This is a genomic window from Streptomyces sp. NPDC052225 (assembly GCF_040679615.1).
GTDB lineage: Bacteria > Actinomycetota > Actinomycetes > Streptomycetales > Streptomycetaceae > Streptomyces.
In genome coordinates, this window is record NZ_JBFAVD010000025.1 from 59946 (window position 1) to 78076 (window position 18131).

General features: G+C 71.3%; 12 protein-coding genes. 2 read left to right on the forward strand and 10 right to left on the reverse strand.

Translation table 11 applies throughout. From position 1 onward, the window contains the following. Positions 1 to 53: 53 nt before the first annotated feature. On the forward strand, positions 54 to 5324 hold the full coding sequence (pulA, locus tag AB0L37_RS29980; RefSeq protein WP_365512356.1) for a pullulanase-type alpha-1,6-glucosidase: 5271 nt from the start codon (positions 54 to 56) through the stop codon (positions 5322 to 5324). Between the two features lie 51 nt (positions 5325 to 5375). Here the strand turns inward: pulA and AB0L37_RS29985 are convergent, their stop codons facing one another. From AB0L37_RS29985 to AB0L37_RS30020, 8 genes are all read right to left on the reverse strand, one after another. Further along, the gene (locus AB0L37_RS29985) at positions 5376 to 5522 is read right to left on the reverse strand and encodes a hypothetical protein (RefSeq protein WP_365512182.1); all 147 of its coding nucleotides are present in this window, start codon (positions 5520 to 5522) and stop codon (positions 5376 to 5378) included. Positions 5523 to 5566: 44 nt separating this feature from the next. Next, positions 5567 to 6847 carry an SGNH/GDSL hydrolase family protein gene (locus tag AB0L37_RS29990; protein WP_365512185.1) on the reverse strand — a complete coding sequence of 427 codons (1281 nt, stop codon included), beginning with the start codon at positions 6845 to 6847 and terminating at the stop codon, positions 5567 to 5569. Between the two features lie 237 nt (positions 6848 to 7084). After that, entirely contained in the window at positions 7085 to 8998 is a 1914-nt protein-coding gene (locus tag AB0L37_RS29995; protein ID WP_365512359.1) for an NAD-binding protein, read from the reverse strand. Between the two features lie 124 nt (positions 8999 to 9122). After that, complete coding sequence (locus AB0L37_RS30000) at positions 9123 to 9926, reverse strand: IclR family transcriptional regulator (protein ID WP_365512188.1); 804 nt, start codon at positions 9924 to 9926, stop codon at positions 9123 to 9125. After that, the gene (locus tag AB0L37_RS30005) at positions 9913 to 11214 is read right to left on the reverse strand and encodes an extracellular solute-binding protein (RefSeq protein WP_365512191.1); all 1302 of its coding nucleotides are present in this window, start codon (positions 11212 to 11214) and stop codon (positions 9913 to 9915) included. Before AB0L37_RS30005 ends, AB0L37_RS30000 begins: the two co-directional genes overlap by 14 nt. Positions 11215 to 11277: 63 nt before the next feature. Then, positions 11278 to 12195: a carbohydrate ABC transporter permease gene (locus AB0L37_RS30010; protein WP_365512193.1), complete on the reverse strand. Its 918-nt coding sequence runs from the start codon at positions 12193 to 12195 to the stop codon at positions 11278 to 11280. Beyond that, a complete protein-coding gene (locus AB0L37_RS30015) occupies positions 12192 to 13124 on the reverse strand; it encodes a sugar ABC transporter permease (RefSeq protein ID WP_365512196.1) in 933 nt (310 codons plus the stop codon). The genes AB0L37_RS30010 and AB0L37_RS30015 overlap by 4 nt, the downstream gene beginning before the upstream one ends. A 708-nt stretch (positions 13125 to 13832) precedes the next feature. After that, entirely contained in the window at positions 13833 to 14696 is an 864-nt protein-coding gene (locus AB0L37_RS30020; protein WP_365512199.1) for a helix-turn-helix domain-containing protein, read from the reverse strand. A 159-nt stretch (positions 14697 to 14855) separates the two neighbouring features. Here AB0L37_RS30020 and AB0L37_RS30025 point away from each other — a divergent pair, with 159 nt between their 5' ends. After that, complete coding sequence (locus AB0L37_RS30025) at positions 14856 to 15794, forward strand: alpha/beta hydrolase (RefSeq protein WP_365512201.1); 939 nt, start codon at positions 14856 to 14858, stop codon at positions 15792 to 15794. 5 nt (positions 15795 to 15799) lie between these two features. Here the strand turns inward: AB0L37_RS30025 and AB0L37_RS30030 are convergent, their stop codons facing one another. Together AB0L37_RS30030 and AB0L37_RS30035 are read right to left on the reverse strand one after the other, a co-directional pair. Further along, positions 15800 to 16948, reverse strand: coding sequence for a fused response regulator/phosphatase (locus AB0L37_RS30030; protein ID WP_365512204.1), 1149 nt, complete (start codon positions 16946 to 16948; stop codon positions 15800 to 15802). A gap of 89 nt (positions 16949 to 17037) precedes the next feature. After that, positions 17038 to 18009, reverse strand: a complete 972-nt coding sequence (locus tag AB0L37_RS30035; protein ID WP_365512207.1) for a helix-turn-helix transcriptional regulator — start codon at positions 18007 to 18009, stop codon at positions 17038 to 17040. Positions 18010 to 18131: the final 122 nt, after the last annotated feature.

The window sequence follows — 18131 nt, forward strand, 5'->3', positions numbered from 1 at the left end:
GCCGCATATCTCACAGACGGGCCGCCGCGTACACCGCGGCGGCCGCGCTCCTCGTGACGCTCGCCCAGCCTTTGGCCGCCCGAGCGGCGGCCCCGCCCTCCCCGCCGTCCGACACGAAGCTGGCCGCCGCGCCCGCCCGTCACGACCTCACGCGCGAGCAGTACTACTTCGTCCTGCCCGACCGGTTCGCCAACGGCGACCCGTCCAACGACCGGGGCGGCCTGACCGGTTCACGCCTCGCGACCGGCTACGACCCCACCGACAAGGGCTTCTACCAGGGCGGCGACCTCAAGGGCCTCACCCGGCGGCTCGACTACATCAAGGACCTCGGCACCACCGCGATCTGGCTGGCGCCGATCTTCAAGAACAAGCCGGTGCAGGGCGAGGGGAAGGACGCCTCGGCCGGCTACCACGGCTACTGGATCACCGACTTCACGCAGGTCGACCCGCACTTCGGCACGAACGCGGACCTGAAGAACCTCATCGCCGAGGCCCACCGCAAGGGCATGAAGGTCTTCTTCGACGTCATCACCAACCACACGGCCGACACCGTCGACTACGCGGAGAAGAAGTACGGCTACCGCTCCAAGGGCGCGTACCCGTACCTCGACACCGAGGGCCGCCCCTTCGACGACGCGAAGTCGATGGGGAAGGTCGACGAGGACTCCTTCCCGTACACGCCGAAGAAGCCCGCCGAGAACGCCGCGATGGTCCCCTCCTGGCTCAACGACCCGACGATGTACCACAACCGGGGCGACTCCACCTGGGAGGGCGAGTCGGCCACGTACGGCGACTTCAACGGCCTCGACGACCTGTGGACCGAGCGTCCCGAGGTCGTCAAGGGCATGGAGGACATCTACGAGAAGTGGGTGCGGGACTTCGCCGTCGACGGTTTCCGCATCGACACGACGAAACACGTCGACCTGGACTTCTGGACGCAGTGGGCGACGGCGCTCGACAAGTACGCCGCCGCGCACGGCCGCAAGGACTTCTTCATGTTCGGCGAGGTCTACTCCGCCGACACCGACGTCACCTCCCCGTACGTCACCCAGGGCCGCCTCGACGCGACCCTCGACTTCCCCTTCCAGGATGCGGCCCGCGCCTACGCCTCCCAGGGGGCGAGCGCGGAGAAGCTCGCCAAGGTCTTCGCCGACGACTACAAGTACGCCACCGACAAGGCCAACGCCTACGAGCAGGTGACGTTCCTCGGCAACCACGACATGGGCCGCATCGGCACCTTCCTCAAGGCCGACAACCCCAAGGCGTCCGACGCCGAACTCCTCCGGCGCGACAGGCTCGCCAACGAGCTGATGTTCCTCTCGCGCGGCAACCCCGTCGTCTACTACGGCGACGAACAGGGCTTCACCGGCGCCGGCGGCGACAAGGACGCCCGCCAGACCCTGTTCGCCTCCAAGGTCGCCGACTACCTCGACGACGACGAGATCGGCACCGACCGCACCCACGCCGACGACGCGTACGACACCACGCACCCGCTCTTCAGGACGATCGCCGCGCTCGCGAAGCTCCGCAAGGACAACCCGGCGCTGACCGACGGCACGCAGAAGGAGCTGTACGCGAAGGACTCGGTGTACGCGTTCTCGCGTACCGGTGTCTCGGGTGCGGACGCCGGCCGCGAGTACGTCGTCGCCGTGAACAACGCGGCCGAGGCGAAGGCGGTCGAGCTGCCCGTCGAGTCCGCGACCTTCCGTGCCCTGTACGGGGGTTCGGGCACGGAGACGGCGACGGGCGGCACGGTGAAGGTCACCGTGCCCGCCCTGTCGTCGCTGGTCCTGCGCGCCGAGGACAAGCTGCCCGCGCCGGCCGCGAAGCCCACGCTGTCCCTGAAGGCGCCGGACGCCGGAGCCACCGGCACGGTCACCCTGGCGGCCGACCCGGGCGACACCGCCTCCGCCCGCGTCGTCTTCGCCGCTCAGGTCGGCGACGGAAAGTGGCGCACCCTCGGCTCCGTCGACCACGCCCCGTACCGCATCACGCAGAAGCTGGCCGACACGGTCGCGGCCGGAACCGCCTTGCGGTACAAGGCAGTTGTGGTGGACCGCGCCGGACGCACGGCGAGCGCCCTCGCCTCGACGACGGCGGGGAAGGCGCCCGCGCCCGAGAAGCCGACGGCCGTCGACCGCGACTACGCCGTCGTCCACTACAAGCGCACCGACGGCGACTACGACGGCTGGTCCCTCAAGTCCGGTGACGCCACTGGTGTGTTCAGCGGGCGCGACGCCTACGGTGCCTTCGCCTGGGTCAAGGTTCCCGACGGCGCGAGCTCGGTGACGTACACGATCGGGAAGTCCGGCACGGCCGACGGCGCGCAGCGCACCATCGACCTCGGCAGGACAGGAGAGGTCTGGGTCGAGCAGGGCAAGGACGCCCAGGCGACCACCAAGCCCGACGGGGTGTATCCGCCGCAGGACGAGAAGAAGGCGATCGTCCACGTCCACCGCGCCGACGGCGACTACGACGGCTGGGGTCTGCACACCTGGACCGGTGCCGCGACGCCCACCGACTGGTCGAAGCCGCTCCAGCCGACCGGCAAGGACGCGTACGGCCTGATCTTCGAGGTGCCCCTCGCGGACGGCGCGACGTCACTGAGCTACATCGTCCACAAGGGCGACGAGAAGGACATCGCCACCGACCGCTCCCTCGACTTCGCCACGTACGGCAAGGAGGTGTGGCTGAACTCCGGCGACACGAACTACCTGCTCCCGTCGGTCGGTTCGGGCACGGACCTGGACCTGTCGAAGGCCCAGGCACAGTGGATCGACGCCGACACCGTCGTGTGGAAGGTGGCCGCCACCGCCGCCACCAGCCAGCAGCTCGTCTACGCGCCCAAGGGCGGCATCAGCGTCGAGGACGGCGCACTGAGCAGCGAGGGCCACTGGCTGCGGCTCAGCCCGTCGTCGCTCACCGACGCACAGAAGGCCACGTACCCGCACCTGAAGGACTATCCGGCGTTCACCGTCGACCCGCGCGACCGTGACCGGGTGCGCGAGGCCCTCAGCGGCCAGCTGATCGCGACGCAGCGCGCGGCGAACGGCGCACTCCTCGCGGCCACCGGCGTCCAAGTCCCGGGCGTGCTCGACGACGTGTACGGCAGCGCCGCCGCGAAGGCATCCCTCGGACCGGTCTTCAAGGACGGCAAGGTCACCCTCTCCGTCTGGGCGCCCACCGCCCAGGGCGTGAAGCTGGAACTGGACGGCAAGAACGTCGCCATGCGCCGCGACGGAGCGAGCGGCGTGTGGTCCGCCACCGGCCCGGCGGCGGCCTGGCGCGGCAAGGAGTACCGGTACGCCGTGACCGTGTGGGCGCCCAGCGTCCAGAAGCTCGTCACGAACAAGGTCACCGACCCCTACTCCGTGGCCCTCACCGCGAACTCGGAGCGCAGCCTCGTCGCCGACCTCGACGACAAGTCCCTCGCCCCCAAAGGCTGGTCGAGCCTGACCAAGCCGAAGGCCGTCGCGATGAAGGACGCGCAGATCCAGGAACTGCACATCCGCGACTACTCCGTCGGCGACACGACGGTCCCGGCCGAGGACCGCGGCAGCTACCTCGCCTTCACCGACTCCGGCAGCGACGGCTCCAAGCACCTGCGCGAGCTGGCGAAGTCCGGCACGTCGTACGTGCACCTGCTGCCGGCCTTCGACATCGCCACCATCCCCGAGAAGAAGTCCGAACAGGCCACCCCCGACTGCGACTTGACGGCCTACGCCGCCGACAGCGACAAGCAGCAGGAGTGCGTCACCAAGACGGCCGCGAAGGACGCCTACAACTGGGGCTACGACCCCTACCACTACACGGTGCCCGAGGGCTCGTACGCGAGCGACCCGGACGGCACCGACCGCACCGTCGAGTTCCGCAAGATGGTCAAGTCCCTCAACGGTGACGGCCTGCGCGTCGTCATGGACGTCGTCTACAACCACACGGCGGCCAGCGGCCAGGACAAGACGTCCGTGCTCGACCGGATCGTGCCCGGCTACTACCAGCGGCTCCTCGCCGACGGCACCGTGGCCAACTCCACCTGCTGCTCCAACACCGCGCCCGAGAACACCATGATGGGCAAGCTCATCGTGGACTCCGTCGTCACCTGGGCGAAGGAGTACAAGGTCGACGGGTTCCGCTTCGACCTGATGGGCCACCACCCGAAGGCCAACATCCTCGCCGTCCGCAAGGCCCTCGACGCCCTCACGGTGGAGAAGGACGGCGTCGACGGCAAGAAGATCATCCTCTACGGCGAGGGCTGGAACTTCGGCGAGGTCGCCGACGACGCCCGCTTCGTCCAGGCCACGCAGAAGAACATGGCCGGCACGGGCATCGCCACCTTCTCCGACCGGGCCCGTGACGCGGTGCGCGGCGGGGGACCCTTCGACGAGGACCCGGGCGTCCAGGGCTTCGCGAGCGGCCTCTACACCGACCCCAACGCGTCCAAGGCGAACGGCACGTCGGCCGAGCAGAAGGCGCGGCTCCTGCACTACCAGGACCTCATCAAGGTCGGCCTGTCGGGCAACCTCGCCGCGTACGAGTTCACCGGCTCCGACGGCAAGAACGTGAAGGGGTCCCAGGTCGACTACAACGGCGCGCCCGCCGGGTACGCGGACGCACCGGGCGACGCCCTCGCCTACGCCGACGCGCACGACAACGAGTCCCTGTACGACGCGCTGACGTACAAACTGCCCGCCGGTACGTCCTCGTCCGACCGGGCCCGCATGCAGGTCCTCGCCATGGCCACCGCCTCGCTCTCGCAGGGCCCGGCCCTGTCGCAGGCGGGCAGCGACCTGCTCCGCTCGAAGTCGCTCGACCGCAACTCCTTCGACAGCGGCGACTGGTTCAACGCGATCCACTGGAACTGCACGGCGGGCAACGGCTTCGGCCGCGGTCTGCCCCCGGCCGCCGACAACAAGGCCAAGTGGCCTTACGCGCAGCCCCTGTTGGCCTCGGTCAAGGTGCCCGGCTGCGCGGACATCAACGGCGCGTCCGCCGCGTACCAGGACCTCCTGAGGATCCGCACGGCCGAGCCGGCCTTCCACCTGTCCTCGGCGGCGGAGGTCCAGAAGGCGCTGTCCTTCCCGCTCTCCGGCGCGGAGGAGACCCCGGGCGTCATCACGATGCGCCTCGGCGACCTGGTGATCGTCTTCAACGCGACACCGAAGACGCAGAAGCAGACGGTGGCGGACGCCGCGGGCCACGCCTACCGGCTGCACCCGGTGCAGGCCGCTGGCTCCGACCAGGCCGTCAAGTCGGCTTCGTACACGAAGAGTTCGGGCACCTTCGAGGTGCCGGGTCGCACGGTGGCGGTGTTCACCAGCAAGTAGCGGGTACGACCGCGCCCCCTGTCCCGCGCGCCGGCGGGACAGGGGGCACGCTCATGTCGTCGCTCGGTCGGGAAGCCCCGCCACGAGGATCTTGACGTCGCCCCCGTTCTCGCGGTCCATGGCGTAGAAGGCGACCTGGCCCCTGTTGTTGAGGCCGATGCCCTGGGTCGGCACCCGCCGGTGTCGGATCTCCGCCATGGCGGGAACCGGACACTCGCATTCCTCATGGCTGACCCCTGCCGCTAGCCCTTGAGCAGCTCCAGCGGGAACGCGCGCGCCATCGCCGCCATCCCCGCGTCGTTCGGGTGCAGATGGTCGCCGCTGTCGTACGCCGCGAGCAGCCGGCCCGGCTGCTGCGGGTCACGGGTCGCCGCGTCGAAGTCGACGACGCCGTCGTACGCGCCGCCCGTGCGGATCCACCGGTTCACCGCCTGCCGGGCCGCCTCGCGCTCGGGGGTGTGGAAGCCCAGCGTGTCGCCCTCGAACGGCAGGATCGTGGCGCCGTAGATCTTCAGGCCGCGCTCGTGCGCGCGCCGGATCAACTGCTCGTACCCGGCGATGAGTTCCGGCGCCGTGACCTCCTCCGACGCGGGTGCCGTCGTGCCCGGGTGGCCCAGGTCGTTGACGCCGAGCAGGACCACGGCCGCGCGCACGCCCGGCTGGCTCACCACGTCCCGGTCGAACCGCTTCAGACCGCTCTCGCCGAAGTACGCGGCGTACGACTCGGCGGGGGAGCCCGCGGGCGGGTTCGGATCGCGCAGCAGCCGGTTGCCGCCGATCCCCGCGTTCAGGACTCCGATGCCGGCCGACTCGTCGTCGCTGCGCAGGCGTTCGGCGAGCAGATCGGGCCAGCGGTGGTTCGCGTCGGTCTGCGTGACGGAGCCGTCAGTGATGGAGTCGCCGAGCGTCACGAGCGCCGAAGTGGCCGTATCCGCACGGCGGTTGACGGCCACGCCCGACAGGAAACGCCAACTCGTCGTCGTGGCCGTGGGGGTGAGGTCCGGCTTGCCCGCGACATTGCCCGCCGCGACGTAGTTGTGCTGGAACGCCGAGGAGTGGACCGTGTCGGCCGCCGTGCGGCGCGGCAGGTACAGGCTGATGGCGAGGGTGTCGCCGGGCCGGGTGGGCAGGGCGACGGGGTCGCTCCAGCGGCGCGCGCCCGCCGCGAGCGTCGTCGACGTCCGCCCGCCGAACCGCAGCTCCCGGTCGGTGGCGGGATCGACGGCCGCGCCGCCGTCCGCGGCCCGGCGCGCGACATGCGCGGCCCCGATGACCAGGGGAGTCGTGCCGAACTCGTTCGTGAAGCGGACGCGCAGGGTGCGCCCGGCGACGCTGGTGCGCACGATCTGGCGGAGTGTCTGGTCCTCGTACGTCGTCGTGTCGCTGGCGGGCGCGGCCGTGGGCGCGGCCGCCCATGTGCCGGTCCACCCGTCGGGCGCGCTGTGCGCGGAGGGCGCCAGGCAGAGCCCGGCGAGCAGCCCCGCGAGGGGGACGGTCAGGCGGGCGAAGGTGCGTCTGAGCATCGGCGTCGTCCTTCCGTGGTGGAGGTGTGACGGCGCGACGGAAGGTACGGGCGGGGACGGGGCGCGTCAATGGGGCGTCGGACAGGCCCTAGCGCAGGGGGAGTTCCGAGCCGCTCTTCCTGCTCGCCGAGGGGGCGATCGTCACCGCGGGAATCACCGGCGACCCGGGCTGGGCCGCCGTCGCGCGTGAGGCGGCACAGGCGCTGATGGCGGCCGATACCCAAGGAGCCGACGGGTCTACGAGGTGACCTGGTCCGCGTGCGCCTGCGGCCCCAGCAGCTCCGCGAGGCCCCGCCGGGTGGCGGCCACGACGACCCGGTCCGTCGCGCGCAGCACATAGCCGGGGTGCAACTGCCAGATCAGGGCGGGCGGCGCGGCCGGGGCGTCCTCCGCGCGGGAGGCCGCCAGGTCCGGACGGCGCTCGCCCGGCGCCGTCGAGTCGAGGGCCAGCACCCGCCACTTGCTGGGCCGGAACGCGTCGGCGACCGTGTGCCCCTCCAACTGCGGGTGCCCGGCCACGTCCAGCGCGGCGAACAGCAGCACCTTGCGCTCCACCGGGATCGCCCCCAGGATCTGCCGCCCCATCATCGCCCCGGCGAACGCGGGCGCGGCCATCGAGGAAACGCTGCGGCTGCGGGTCAGGGCCAGCGGGTGCGCGGCGCGCAGGGTGCGGTAGACGGCGGTCGCGAACGCGTCGTCGTACAGGCGCAGCGACACCCGTAGATCAGGCTTCACCGAGCGCGCGTACAGGGCGGCCTCGAGGTTGGTGGTGTCGTGGCTGGTGAGGGCGAGCAGGGCGTGCGCCCGCCGGACCTTGGCGGCCTCAAGGACCCCCTCGTCGCGTACGTCACCGAGGATGGTCGGCACGCGCAGCCGGCGGGCCAGCGGAATGCCGCGGGCCTCGGGGTTCTCCTCCACGCACACCACCGGGATGCCCATCTCGTGCAGTCGGGCCAGGACGCGGGTGCCGACCTTCCCGAGGCCGAGCAGGACGACGTGCCCGGACAGGCCGCGCGGCGGACGGCGCAGCGCGGACGCCGAGCGGAACGTGCCGAGCGCTTCCAGTGCCGCGGCGAGCAGCACTGGCAGGAGCAGCAACCCGGCGAGCCCGGTGAGGAGCTGGAGGACCTGGCGGGACGCCGGCTGCCCGATCGCCGGGTCATCGATGGCGAACAGGTCGAGCAGCGTGACGTATCCGGCGCGCAGCGGATGCCAGTCCGTGGTCGCCCACGTGGCGAGGGCCAGGCCGAGGACCACGGTGACCAGGCCCGCGAGCGACCACCGCAGACGGCGCGAGAACAGTGAGCCGAGCGGCAGGCCGCGCCCCGCGAGGGAGCGTGAAGGACGGCTGTGCACGGCATGCGTGACGGTCTCCAGGACGACCGTGCCGCGCCCGGCGGCCGCCGCGACGGTGCGGTCGTCCGGCAGCAGCAGCGGCGCGTCCTGCCCCGAGGCGTCCGAACCCTCCGCTCCCGCCGGGTCGTTGGTGGTCGCCGAGAGAATGGCGAGCGTGCACAGGCCCGGGTCGGCGACCTCGCCGCGGCCCGGGGGCGGCCGCTCCGCCGCGCGCAGCAGCAGCCCGTCCGCCTGGACGACCTTGCTGGTGCCCGCCACGGCGGTCGCGGCGAGCGCGGGCGCCGCCGTGTCCGCGTCGGACAGCACGGTGGTGGACGTGTCCAGGGCGTCGAGGTCGAGCCCCGGGCTGGCCACCGCGGCGGCCTGGTCGAGCAGTTCCGCCAGATGCTGGCCGAGCCTGCGGTCGTAGAGCCGGATCACCAGGCGCAGCCGGGGGTTGAGGCGGCGGGCGGCGAGCGCGGCACGGATGTTGGTCTCGTCGTCGTCGTGCACGAGGGCCAGCGCGTCGGCCCGCGCGACGCCCGCCTCCGTGAGCGTCTCCTCGTCGAGGATCGGCGCCTCGAGGACGCGCGGGGCCTGCCCGGCGAGCGAGTCGGCCGGGCTGGGCGGGGTCCGGTTCATCGCCGCCTGAACGCGGCTGAGGAGCGCCGCGGCCCGCATCCGGCCGCCGCCGCCCGGCTCGGGGGCGGACGCCGACGGCGCGGACGGGACGACGATCGTGACCTGGGTGCGGTACAGCTCGCGCAGTTCGGCCGCGAGCCGCTCGGCCAGCGCGTCGTCACCACAGACGATCATGTGGCCGGGCAGGGCGGCGGGGCGGGGAGCCTGGTGGGGAAGTGGCACGTGGGCCATGGTGCGCGATGCCCTCGTGCGGCGTCCATCTCCCCGCCCGTACGGGCTACTTGGATGCCCGTCGCTCTCAGCCCGCCCCCAGCGCCTGGCTGACCGCGTCGGCGGCCTCCACGACCTCGCGGGCCAGCGCGCCGCGCGCCTCGTCGCCGACGGCGGTGCCGAGGACGGACATCGGCCCCCACAGGGAGACCGCCGCGACGATGGCGCCGGAGGCGTCGCGGACCGGAGCGGCGAGCGACGCACGGCCGAGCGCCCGCTCCTCGGCCTCCACCGCGTATCCCGACCTGCGGACGGCGACGATCTCCTCGTCGAGCATGTCGTGGCTGACGGTGGTGAACTCCGTATGGGCCTCCAGGGGTTCGGTGAGCAGCCTGCGCCGCTCCTTGGGGGAGAGGGCCGCCAGCAGGCACTTGCCGATCCCGGTGGCGTGCAGCGGGGCGGTGTGTCCCGCCTGGCTGTGCGACTTGGGGGCGCGGGCGCCCTCGAAGTTGCACAGGAACATCAGGACGTCACCGCGCCGCACGGCCACGTTCGCACCAAGCCCGGTGCGGGCGGCGAGGTCCTGGAGGACGGTGCGGGCGGCGCGGTGCACGGGGTGCCGGTTGACGGCGGTGGCGGCCAGCGGCAGGGTGCCGAGGCTGAGCCGGTAGAGGTTGCTGACCGGGTCGCGTTCGACCAGGTCGAGTCGTTCGAGGGTGGCGAGCAGCCGGGAGGTGGTGGAGGAGCCGAGCCCGGTCAGGTCGGCGATGTCCGAGACCCGGAGCTCGGCCCGTCCCGAGTCGAGCGCGCGCAGCACCGAGACGGCCCGCTCCACGCTCTGGTTCGTGCCGGCCCCGCGGTCACCGCCGGGCGAGGGATCAGCGCTTGACAAGGTCGGCGACCTCCTTGCCCGCCTGCTTCATCGCGTCCTTCGGCGACGCCTTGCCGACCAGCGCGGCCTGCACCTGCTTGGCCACCGCCTCCTCGATCTGCGCGTTCTGCGCGAAGCGCCAGAAGGGGCTGCCGGTCGCCGTCTTGGTGATCTTCTCGGTCCACTCGGTGGTGAACGTGTCCTTGGCGACCGTCGGATCCGCGAGCCCGGCCTTGGTGGACGGCGGGAGCGCCAGGTCGGCGAAGTACTGGGACGTGGTCTTCCGGTCGGAGGTGGTGTGCAGCGCGAACCGGGTCGCCGCGTCCTGCCCCTTGCCCTTGACGACGGCGATCACGCCGCCCCACAGCAGGGCGCGCGGGTCGTCACCGGCGCGCAGCACCGGGCGCGGCACCGGCTGCATCGCGTCGGCGAGGGTCTTGTCCTTGGACTGCGCGGACGTCACGCCCTTGCCGATGATCGCGTCGTCGTAGAAGGCGGCCTTGCCCTGACTGAACAGGGCCCGCGCGTCGAAACGGTCCACGTCCGCGGCGATCAGCTTCGCGTCGTGCAGCTTCTTGTACCAGGTGAGCGCGTCGACGGACGCGTCGTCGCCGATCGTCACCTTGTCGCCGTCCACGAGGGTGCAGCCAAAGGTCTGCATCCACGGGAAGATGTCCTTGAGCTGGGCGACCTTGGTGGCCGCGGCGTAGGGCACGATCCCGCCGCCGAGCCCCTTCAGCTCGCGCAGCGTGGCCTCGAACTCCTCGATGGTGGTGGGGTGTTCCTTGATGCCGGCCTTCTTGAGGAGTTTGGCGTTGGCTATCAGACCGATCGAGCCGGTGTTCCACGGCAGCCCGTACTGCGTGTCCTCGAACTTGCCGCTGTTCAGCGCCACATCGGTGTAGCCGCCCTTGCCGGCCACGGAGCCCAGGTCGGCGAGCTTGCCCATCTGCGCGATCGTGCCGAGCCAGGCCATGTCGAGGTGCACCGCGCCGGTGGTCTCGCCGCCGCCCAGCTTGAGCGTGATCTGGCTCAGGTACTCGTTGTACGGGTACGAGACCGTGCGGATCTTCGACTTCTCGGCGCTCTCCCAGGCCGCGATGATCTTCTCGATGGCGGGCTTGGCCGTCGCCTCGTTCAGGGACCACGAGTTGAAGTCGAAGTTCTTGGACTTCGTGTCGCCGCCGCCGGACGTGGTGCTGCCGCCGGACGGCGCGCAGGCACCCAGCGCTCCGGCGCCGGCCACGCCGAGCGCGCCGATGCCGAACATCCGAAGGGCGTTGCGCCGGCTCATGCCTGAGGTGGTCATCGTGACTCCAGTGAGAGAAGAAAGAGGTTCGAGAAAGACGGACAAGGGAGAGGGGGGAGGGGATCAGCTCTTGACCGAGCCGGCGGTCATCCCGCCGACGAGGTAGCGCTGGAGGAACATGAAGGCGACGACGACCGGGATCGACACGACGAGCGAGGCCGCCATCAACTCGGGCCACGCGGTCTGGAATTCACCGATGTACGTGGAGACGAGGCCGGGCGGCAGCGTCTGCTTCTCCTTGTCGGCGAGCGTCAGCGCGAAGATGAAGTCGTTCCATCCCCGGACGAAGGCGAAGAGTCCGGCGGCGATCATGCCGGGGGCGGCGAGCGGCGCCACGATCGAGTGCAGCGTCCGCCACCGCGAGGCACCGTCGATGGAGGCGGCCTCCAGCAGGGCGTCCGGGATCGTGTCGAAGATCCCCTTCAGCATCCAGACGCACAGCGGCATCGTGAAGGTGGTGAAGGAGAGCACCAGCGCGGTGTACGTGTTCAGCAGGCCGAAGCTGGAGAACACCGTGTAGAGCGTCACCAGGAGCAGCGCCTGCGGGAACATCTGGGACGCGAGCACCAGGTGCATCAGCGAACGGCGGCCGCGGTAGCGGAACTTGGAGAACGAGTAGCCCATGTACGTGGCGACGACGACGCTGAGCACCGCGGTGATCGTCGCCACGATCATCGAGTTGACCAGGTACTTGAGCAGCTGGTCGTTCTCGGCGAGAGCGGAGAAGTTGTGCAGGGTGAGCTCGGTGGGGATCAGCTTCGGCGGGAACTGGAAGGCCTGGTCCGTGGTGCTCAGGGCCGTGACGAGGAGCCAGTACACCGGCAGCATCCCGAAGGCGCCGATCACCAGGACCGCCGACCAGGCGGCGATCCGCGAGCGCAGCAGGTCCTTGCGGATCCGGCGCCGCGTGGAGCCGCCGGTGCGCGCGGCCCGCTTCAGCGGCTCCGTGGCGGAGAGGGGGGACGTGGTCGTGGTGGTCATCGGGCGTCGTCGCCCTTCCGCTCGGTGATCCTGAGGTAGACGGCGACGAGGACGAGCAGCAGCAGCATCCACAGGCCGCCCAGGGCCGTCGCCCGGCCGAGGTCGAAGCCCTTGAAGGCGGACTGGTACACGGCGGTCGCGAAGGTCTCCGTGGCGCCCGCCGGGCCGCCGCCGGTGAGGACGTAGATCGTGTCGAAGTGCTGGAAGTTCCAGATGAACTCCAGGAGCAGCACGATCGAGGCGACGCCGCGGACCTGCGGCCAGGTGACGGCGACGAAGCGGCGTATCGCACCGGCGCCGTCCATCGAGGCCGCCTCGTGCAGTTCCTTCGGCACGGTCTGGAGGCCGGCCAGGAGCATCACCATCATCCAGGGGAAGCTGGCCCAGGTCTTGGTGATGATCACGGCGAGCATGGCGGTGCCGGGCTGCCCGAGCCAGGTGATGGACTCGTCGATGATCCCGGTGTCCATGAGGATCCCGTTCAGCACGCCGTAGTTGGCGTTGAAGATCCACATCCAGAGGAACGAGACGACGACGCCCGGGATGACCCAGGGGAACAGGAACAGTCCGCGCAGGAAGCCGCTGCCCTTGAGACCCGTGTTCAGCGCGAGGGCCAGCGCGAAACCGATCACGAACGGCACGATCGTCGCGCCGACGGTGAAGACCAGCGTCTGCTTGAGGATCGTCAGGAAGTCGCCGTCCAGCCAGTACGTGAAGTTGTCCAGGCCGACGAACTCCCGCCCCGGCAGCCGGAGATCCTGCTTGAAGAAGCCGGTGACCAGCGCCGACACCAGCGGGTAGACGATGATCGCCGCGAACAGGGCGAGGCCCGGCGCGGTGAGGAGCAGCGCGAAGGCGCCGTTGGACAGACGCCCGCCGTGCCGCGCGCGTTGACGCGCGGCGGGCTCGGGAGGTGCGGCGGTACTCAATGCTCTGTCCCTTCGGTGAAACTGAGTTGCGGCATGCGGGATCGTTGTCCATATTCCGCAACAGCGTCAACCCTCTTGCGCGGTGTATCTGCACTTCTTCTCCAGGAACGCACGAGGATCGCGCCGTTCTGGGACTCGATCCCGCATGATGCACGGCAGGTTCACGGGCCTGGAAGGCCGCTGTGAACTGGGTGGGGCTGGGAGGCCGGGGGTTGGGGGCGGGCAGGGTGTCGTGTGGCTCGCCCGGGACGCGTCGGTGAACCCGCCGCGGGGGCGCGTCCTCGACGCCGACCGGCCAGGCCGTCACCCGTGCATCGTCAGCGAGTTCGTGCCGGCCGGCCCGCGCTCCAGCGGCACGGGGCCACGGGGGCCGCTGTCGTCCGCGCCCACGCTCTCCTGCGCAGAGACCCGGCGCGGCGCCCCGTAGGGCCGCGCCGGCCCGCGGTGCAACGGCTCGGGCGACCACCGGAAGGGAGCACGCTGGGCGCGACGTACCTGACGCTTGGTCAAGAAGCGCAGATCGTAAGGGAGTTCCGTACAAAGGGCGGTGCGTTCCAGCGCGACCGGGTCGTCGAGGCCGACCTCGCGGACGTGGGCCTGAAGGTGGCCACCCGCCAGGGGTTCAACCCGTCGATGGACCGCATCCCGGCCGGGCCGGGCCGGATCAGGATCGACCTCGCCGCCTTCCACGCGGGGGGTTCGACCGGTTCACGGCGAAGCGGCCGGGGAAGGGCGGTTGTCGGCGGCCCACGAGGTGAGGATGCGCAGGGCGTCATGGGCGTCGCTGCCGGGTTCCGCGGTCAGCACCATCAGGCGCTGACCGGAGCCGTCCGGGCTGGCCCAGGTGTCGCAGTCGAGGGTGAGGTCGCCCACGACAGGGTGACGGTAGTGCTTCGTGCCGTACCCGGCGGTGATGACGCGGTGTTCGGCCCACCAGGTGCGGAAGTCGGCGTCCTGGACCGACAACTCGCCCACGAGACGCGCGAGTTCGGGGTCGTCCGGTTCGGCCGCGGCCTCCATGCGCAGGGCGGCCACCGCGTCGCGGGCGTCGTGCTTCCATTCGCGGTGCAGGGCCCGCATCGCCGGATCGGTGAACAGCAGACGTACGTAGTTGCGCCGGTCGGCCGGGACCGCCGCGAAATCGGTGTACAGGGCGGTCGCGGCCGGGTTCCACGCCAGCACGTCCAGACGTCTGCCGAGGGCGAGCGCCGGGGTGTGCGCGAGCTGGTCGAGCAGGCGGCGCACGGCCGGGCGGACCCGCTGGGCCGAGCGGCGGCGCGGCCGGGCGTCGCCGCGGCCGGCCAGCTCGTACGCGTACCGGGTCTGATCCTCGTCCAGGCGCAGGGCGCGCGCGAGCGTGGCGAGCACCGGGGCCGAGGCACGCACTCGGCCCTGCTCGAGGCGCGTGTAGTAGTCCACGCTGATCGCGGCGAGCGCGGCGACCTCTTCCCGGCGCAGTCCCGCGACCTTGCGAGGTGAGCCCGTGTCGGGCAGGCCGCACTCGCGCGGAGTCAGCTGCGCCCGACGCGCCTTGAGGAAGGCCCCGAGGTGGGGATGGGAATCCGACGTCATGCCGATCAGTGTGGCGCGGATGTTCCGGCGGTGTCACACGTGTGAGGGGGAAGGTTCTTTCCCAGGCAGAAACCTGTCTCTTTTCCCGGGCTTGAGGTGCGGCGAAGGTGGACGTGTTCCCACCACCGATCCACCGCTGCTCCACCGAGGAGAACTCTCATGAACAGGACCGATGTCACCTTCCCCAGCGCCGGCATCCAGATCGCCGCACACCTCTACCTGCCTGAAGGAGCCACCGGGGCAGGGCCTCGGCCCGCACTGGTCGTGGGGCACCCCGGCACCGCCGTGAAGGAGCAGACCTCAGGCACGTATGCGCGGCTGATGGCGGAGCGCGGCTTCGTGACGCTGGCGTTCGACGCCGCGTACCAGGGCGAGTCCGGCGGTCTGCCGCGCGGCCTCGAAGACCCCGCGCAGCGGGTGGAGGACTTCAAGGCGGCCGTCTCCTACCTGACGACGCTGGACACGGTCGACCCGGACCGGATCGGGCTGCTCGGCATCTGCGCCTCCGGCAGCTACTCCCTCGCCGCCACCGGCACGGACCCGCGCGTCAGGGCCGTGGCCACCGTGTCGACCGCCGAGCCCGCCCGCCAGTTCCGGCGCGGCGCCGACGGCGCCCAGGACCCGGCCGTCTTCCGTACGTTGCTGCGCGCGGCGGCCGACGCTCGCACCGCAGCCGCGCGGGGCGAGGACCCCGGGGCGCTGACGATGTTCCCCGACACCGCCGAACAGGCCGCCGCACTCGGCGGCGAACACGCGGTCGAGGGCTTCGCGTACTACTGCACGCCGCGCGGCCGGCACGAGCGCTCCGCGAAGTCCCTGGCCTGGGAGAGCATCGACCGCATGGCGCTCCACGACGCCTTCCTCGCGATCCCGCTGATCGGCGACCGCCCCGTCCTCCAGGTCATCGGCGAACGGGCCGTCACCTCGTGGATGGCCGTCGAGGCGCACCAGCGGACCACCGGGCCCGCGGAGATCCACTGGATCGAGGGAGCCAGTCACGTCGACCTCTACGACAAGAAGCAGTACGTCGACGCGGCGGTCGAGAGGCTCACGGACTTCTTCACCGAAGGGCTGGACGCGGACCTCTCGTCATGCTGACCGGGCTACCGCTCTGCCGGTCGGTCCGACCGCCGGCTCACGGCCAGCAGGGCGATGTCGTCCTCGGGGTCGACGCTGTAGTGGCGCAGTAACGCGTCACGCAGCGCGTGCGGGGAGCAGGGGACCTGCCCGGCGCGCCGGCGGAGGTCCTCCATCGAGTCGGCGAGGTCGACACGGGGACGTTCGATCAGCCCGTCGGTGATCATCAGCAGTACCTGGTGCGGGTCGAGCCGCGCGGTCGTGGCCGGCTTGTGCGACAGGCCCAGGCCCAGCAGAGGGCCGTGGACGGGCAGGTAGTGCGCCGGTGCGTCGGCCGGGACGATCAGCGGTGGCAGGTGCCCCGCATTGGCGATCTCCATCACGCCGGAGCGCGGATCGAGGACGATCAGGCACATCGTCGCCGTGACGTCGCTGTGGAAGTGGAGCAGGAGCCGGTCCATCAACTGCAGGATGTGATGCGGTTCGTGGCCCTCGAGCGCGTAGGCGCGCAGGACGTGCCGGAGCTCGACCATCACGGTCGCCGCGGCCAGGGAGTGCCCGGCCACGTCGCCCACGGCCAGCAGCACGCCGCGCTCGACGGCGAAGGCCGCGTAGAAGTCGCCGCCGAGCTGCGAGTGTTTCATCGCGGGCAGGTAGCCGACGGCCAGGTCGATGTCCCTGAGCGTGGCCAGCTTGTGAGCGCGGGGCAAGAACGCCTGCTGGAGGTCGAGAGCGAACCGGCGCTCGTCACGGGCCTCCTGCGCCTGCCGTCCGGCCGCCAGCACCATGTGGACCGTGGCAAGCAGTTCCTCCGGCGCGACGGGTGAGGCGAGGTAGGCGCTGGCTCCCCCTTGAAGGCCCCGGACGCGGTCGTGCGCCTCGTTCGCCTCCGCGGAGATGTGCACCACCTGGATGCGGGCGAGCGCGGGATCCGCGGCCATCTGCCGGGCCAGCTCGAACCCGCTCACCGTGGGGAGCCGTACGTCGATGATCGCCACGTCCGGCAACGGCTCCGCGCCCCGCAGCACGGCCAACGCCTCGGCGCTCGTGGCAGCCTCCAGCACATGGTGGCCGGCGCGGCGCAGCACGCTGCCGACGGCGAACCGGTTCGGCTCGTGGTCGTCGACGACCAGGACGGTGGAGTGTGTGCCCGCACGGGGCGCCTCATCGCTCACGCGCGGAACCTACGACCCCGCACCGGACCTGCACAAGGTGCCCATGCCTCGTGTGGGTGAGGCTGCTCCCGAACCGCACGGCCACGTGCTCACGGGGTCTGGCGCAGGGTGGTGGAGGGCGGGCGCCCGTACGCGGTGCGGTACTGGGTGGCGAAGCGTCCCAGGTGGGAGAAACCCCAGCGCATGGCTACCGCGGTGACGGTGATCCCGGTACCGGGCAGCGCTGCCTGCAAGTCCTGGTGGGCGCCCGCCAGGCGTACCCGGCGCAGGTATTCCAGCGGGGTGACGTCGAGGTGTTTGCGGAACGCGTATTGCAGTGCTCGGGGTGTGACGCGCACGGCCGCGGCGATGTCCGTGAGGCCGATGTCGGTGTGGGCGTGCTCATCGACGAAGGCCCGTGCCCGGGTGACGGTGAGGGGTGTGGCGTCCCGGGTGTCGGCCGGCAGCGGTGCGCGGTCGGTGAGGTTGTTGGGGAAGACCTGGAGGGCCAGGGCGGCCAGGTGCCGGGCCAGGGTCCCCATGACCAGCGGGTTCTCCAGGGCGGGGGACGCGCACACGGCGCGCGTGTAGGCCCGGGCGGATTCCCACAACGCCGCGTTCTGGGGGTCGGCGGCGACGAGTTCGGTGAAACGTAAGCGGTCGGTCGTGCCCGGGGCGACGGCGGCGGCGGCCTCGGCGAGCAGCTGGGGGGACAGGTTGACGGTGGCCGCGTCGAACTGGTCCGTGCGCGCCGCGTAGGGGCGCTCCGGCGCGTTGGCCAGCCACACGTCGCCCGCGGTGAACGTGCCCTGATGCCGGCCGCAGGTCCGCTCCACCGCGCCGCGCAGGGTCGTGATGACCACCAGGGGCCCGAGCGCGTCGTTGGTGAAGTTTAGGCGGGCCGGGAGACGTACCTCGTCGTAGGACATCCCGGCGGCAGCCGCATGCCGCACATGGAAGGAGCCCGCACCCTCGCGGGTTCCGCCCATGCGCAGACCTGGCCCGTACACGCCGCGCAGGGCCTCCGCCGCCGCGTCGCCCGCGGCAGCCCGCACCTCGGCGCGCTCGACCTTCTGCTCCACGGAAACCACCCCTCGTTTCGCTCAAGGACCCAGGAACCGGCCGGCCTGCGGGAACACGCTTCGTTCGAGGGACTGCCTTCCCACGGCGGGCGCGACATAGTCGTCAGCAGGCGGCTCCCCGA

What these genes read in the sequence shown, in the direction of transcription:
- AB0L37_RS29985 (WP_365512182.1), bottom strand. Translation starts at nt 5,522, where the DNA reads ATGGCGGAGATCCGACACCGGCGGGTGCCGACCCAGGGCATCGGCCTC.
- AB0L37_RS29990 (WP_365512185.1), bottom strand. Translation starts at nt 6,847, where the DNA reads ATGCTCAGACGCACCTTCGCCCGCCTGACCGTCCCCCTCGCGGGGCTG.
- AB0L37_RS29995 (WP_365512359.1), bottom strand. Translation starts at nt 8,998, where the DNA reads ATGATCGTCTGTGGTGACGACGCGCTGGCCGAGCGGCTCGCGGCCGAA.
- AB0L37_RS30005 (WP_365512191.1), bottom strand. Translation starts at nt 11,214, where the DNA reads ATGACCACCTCAGGCATGAGCCGGCGCAACGCCCTTCGGATGTTCGGC.
- AB0L37_RS30010 (WP_365512193.1), bottom strand. Translation starts at nt 12,195, where the DNA reads ATGACCACCACGACCACGTCCCCCCTCTCCGCCACGGAGCCGCTGAAG.
- AB0L37_RS30020 (WP_365512199.1), bottom strand. Translation starts at nt 14,696, where the DNA reads ATGACGTCGGATTCCCATCCCCACCTCGGGGCCTTCCTCAAGGCGCGT.
- AB0L37_RS30025 (WP_365512201.1), top strand. Translation starts at nt 14,856, where the DNA reads ATGAACAGGACCGATGTCACCTTCCCCAGCGCCGGCATCCAGATCGCC.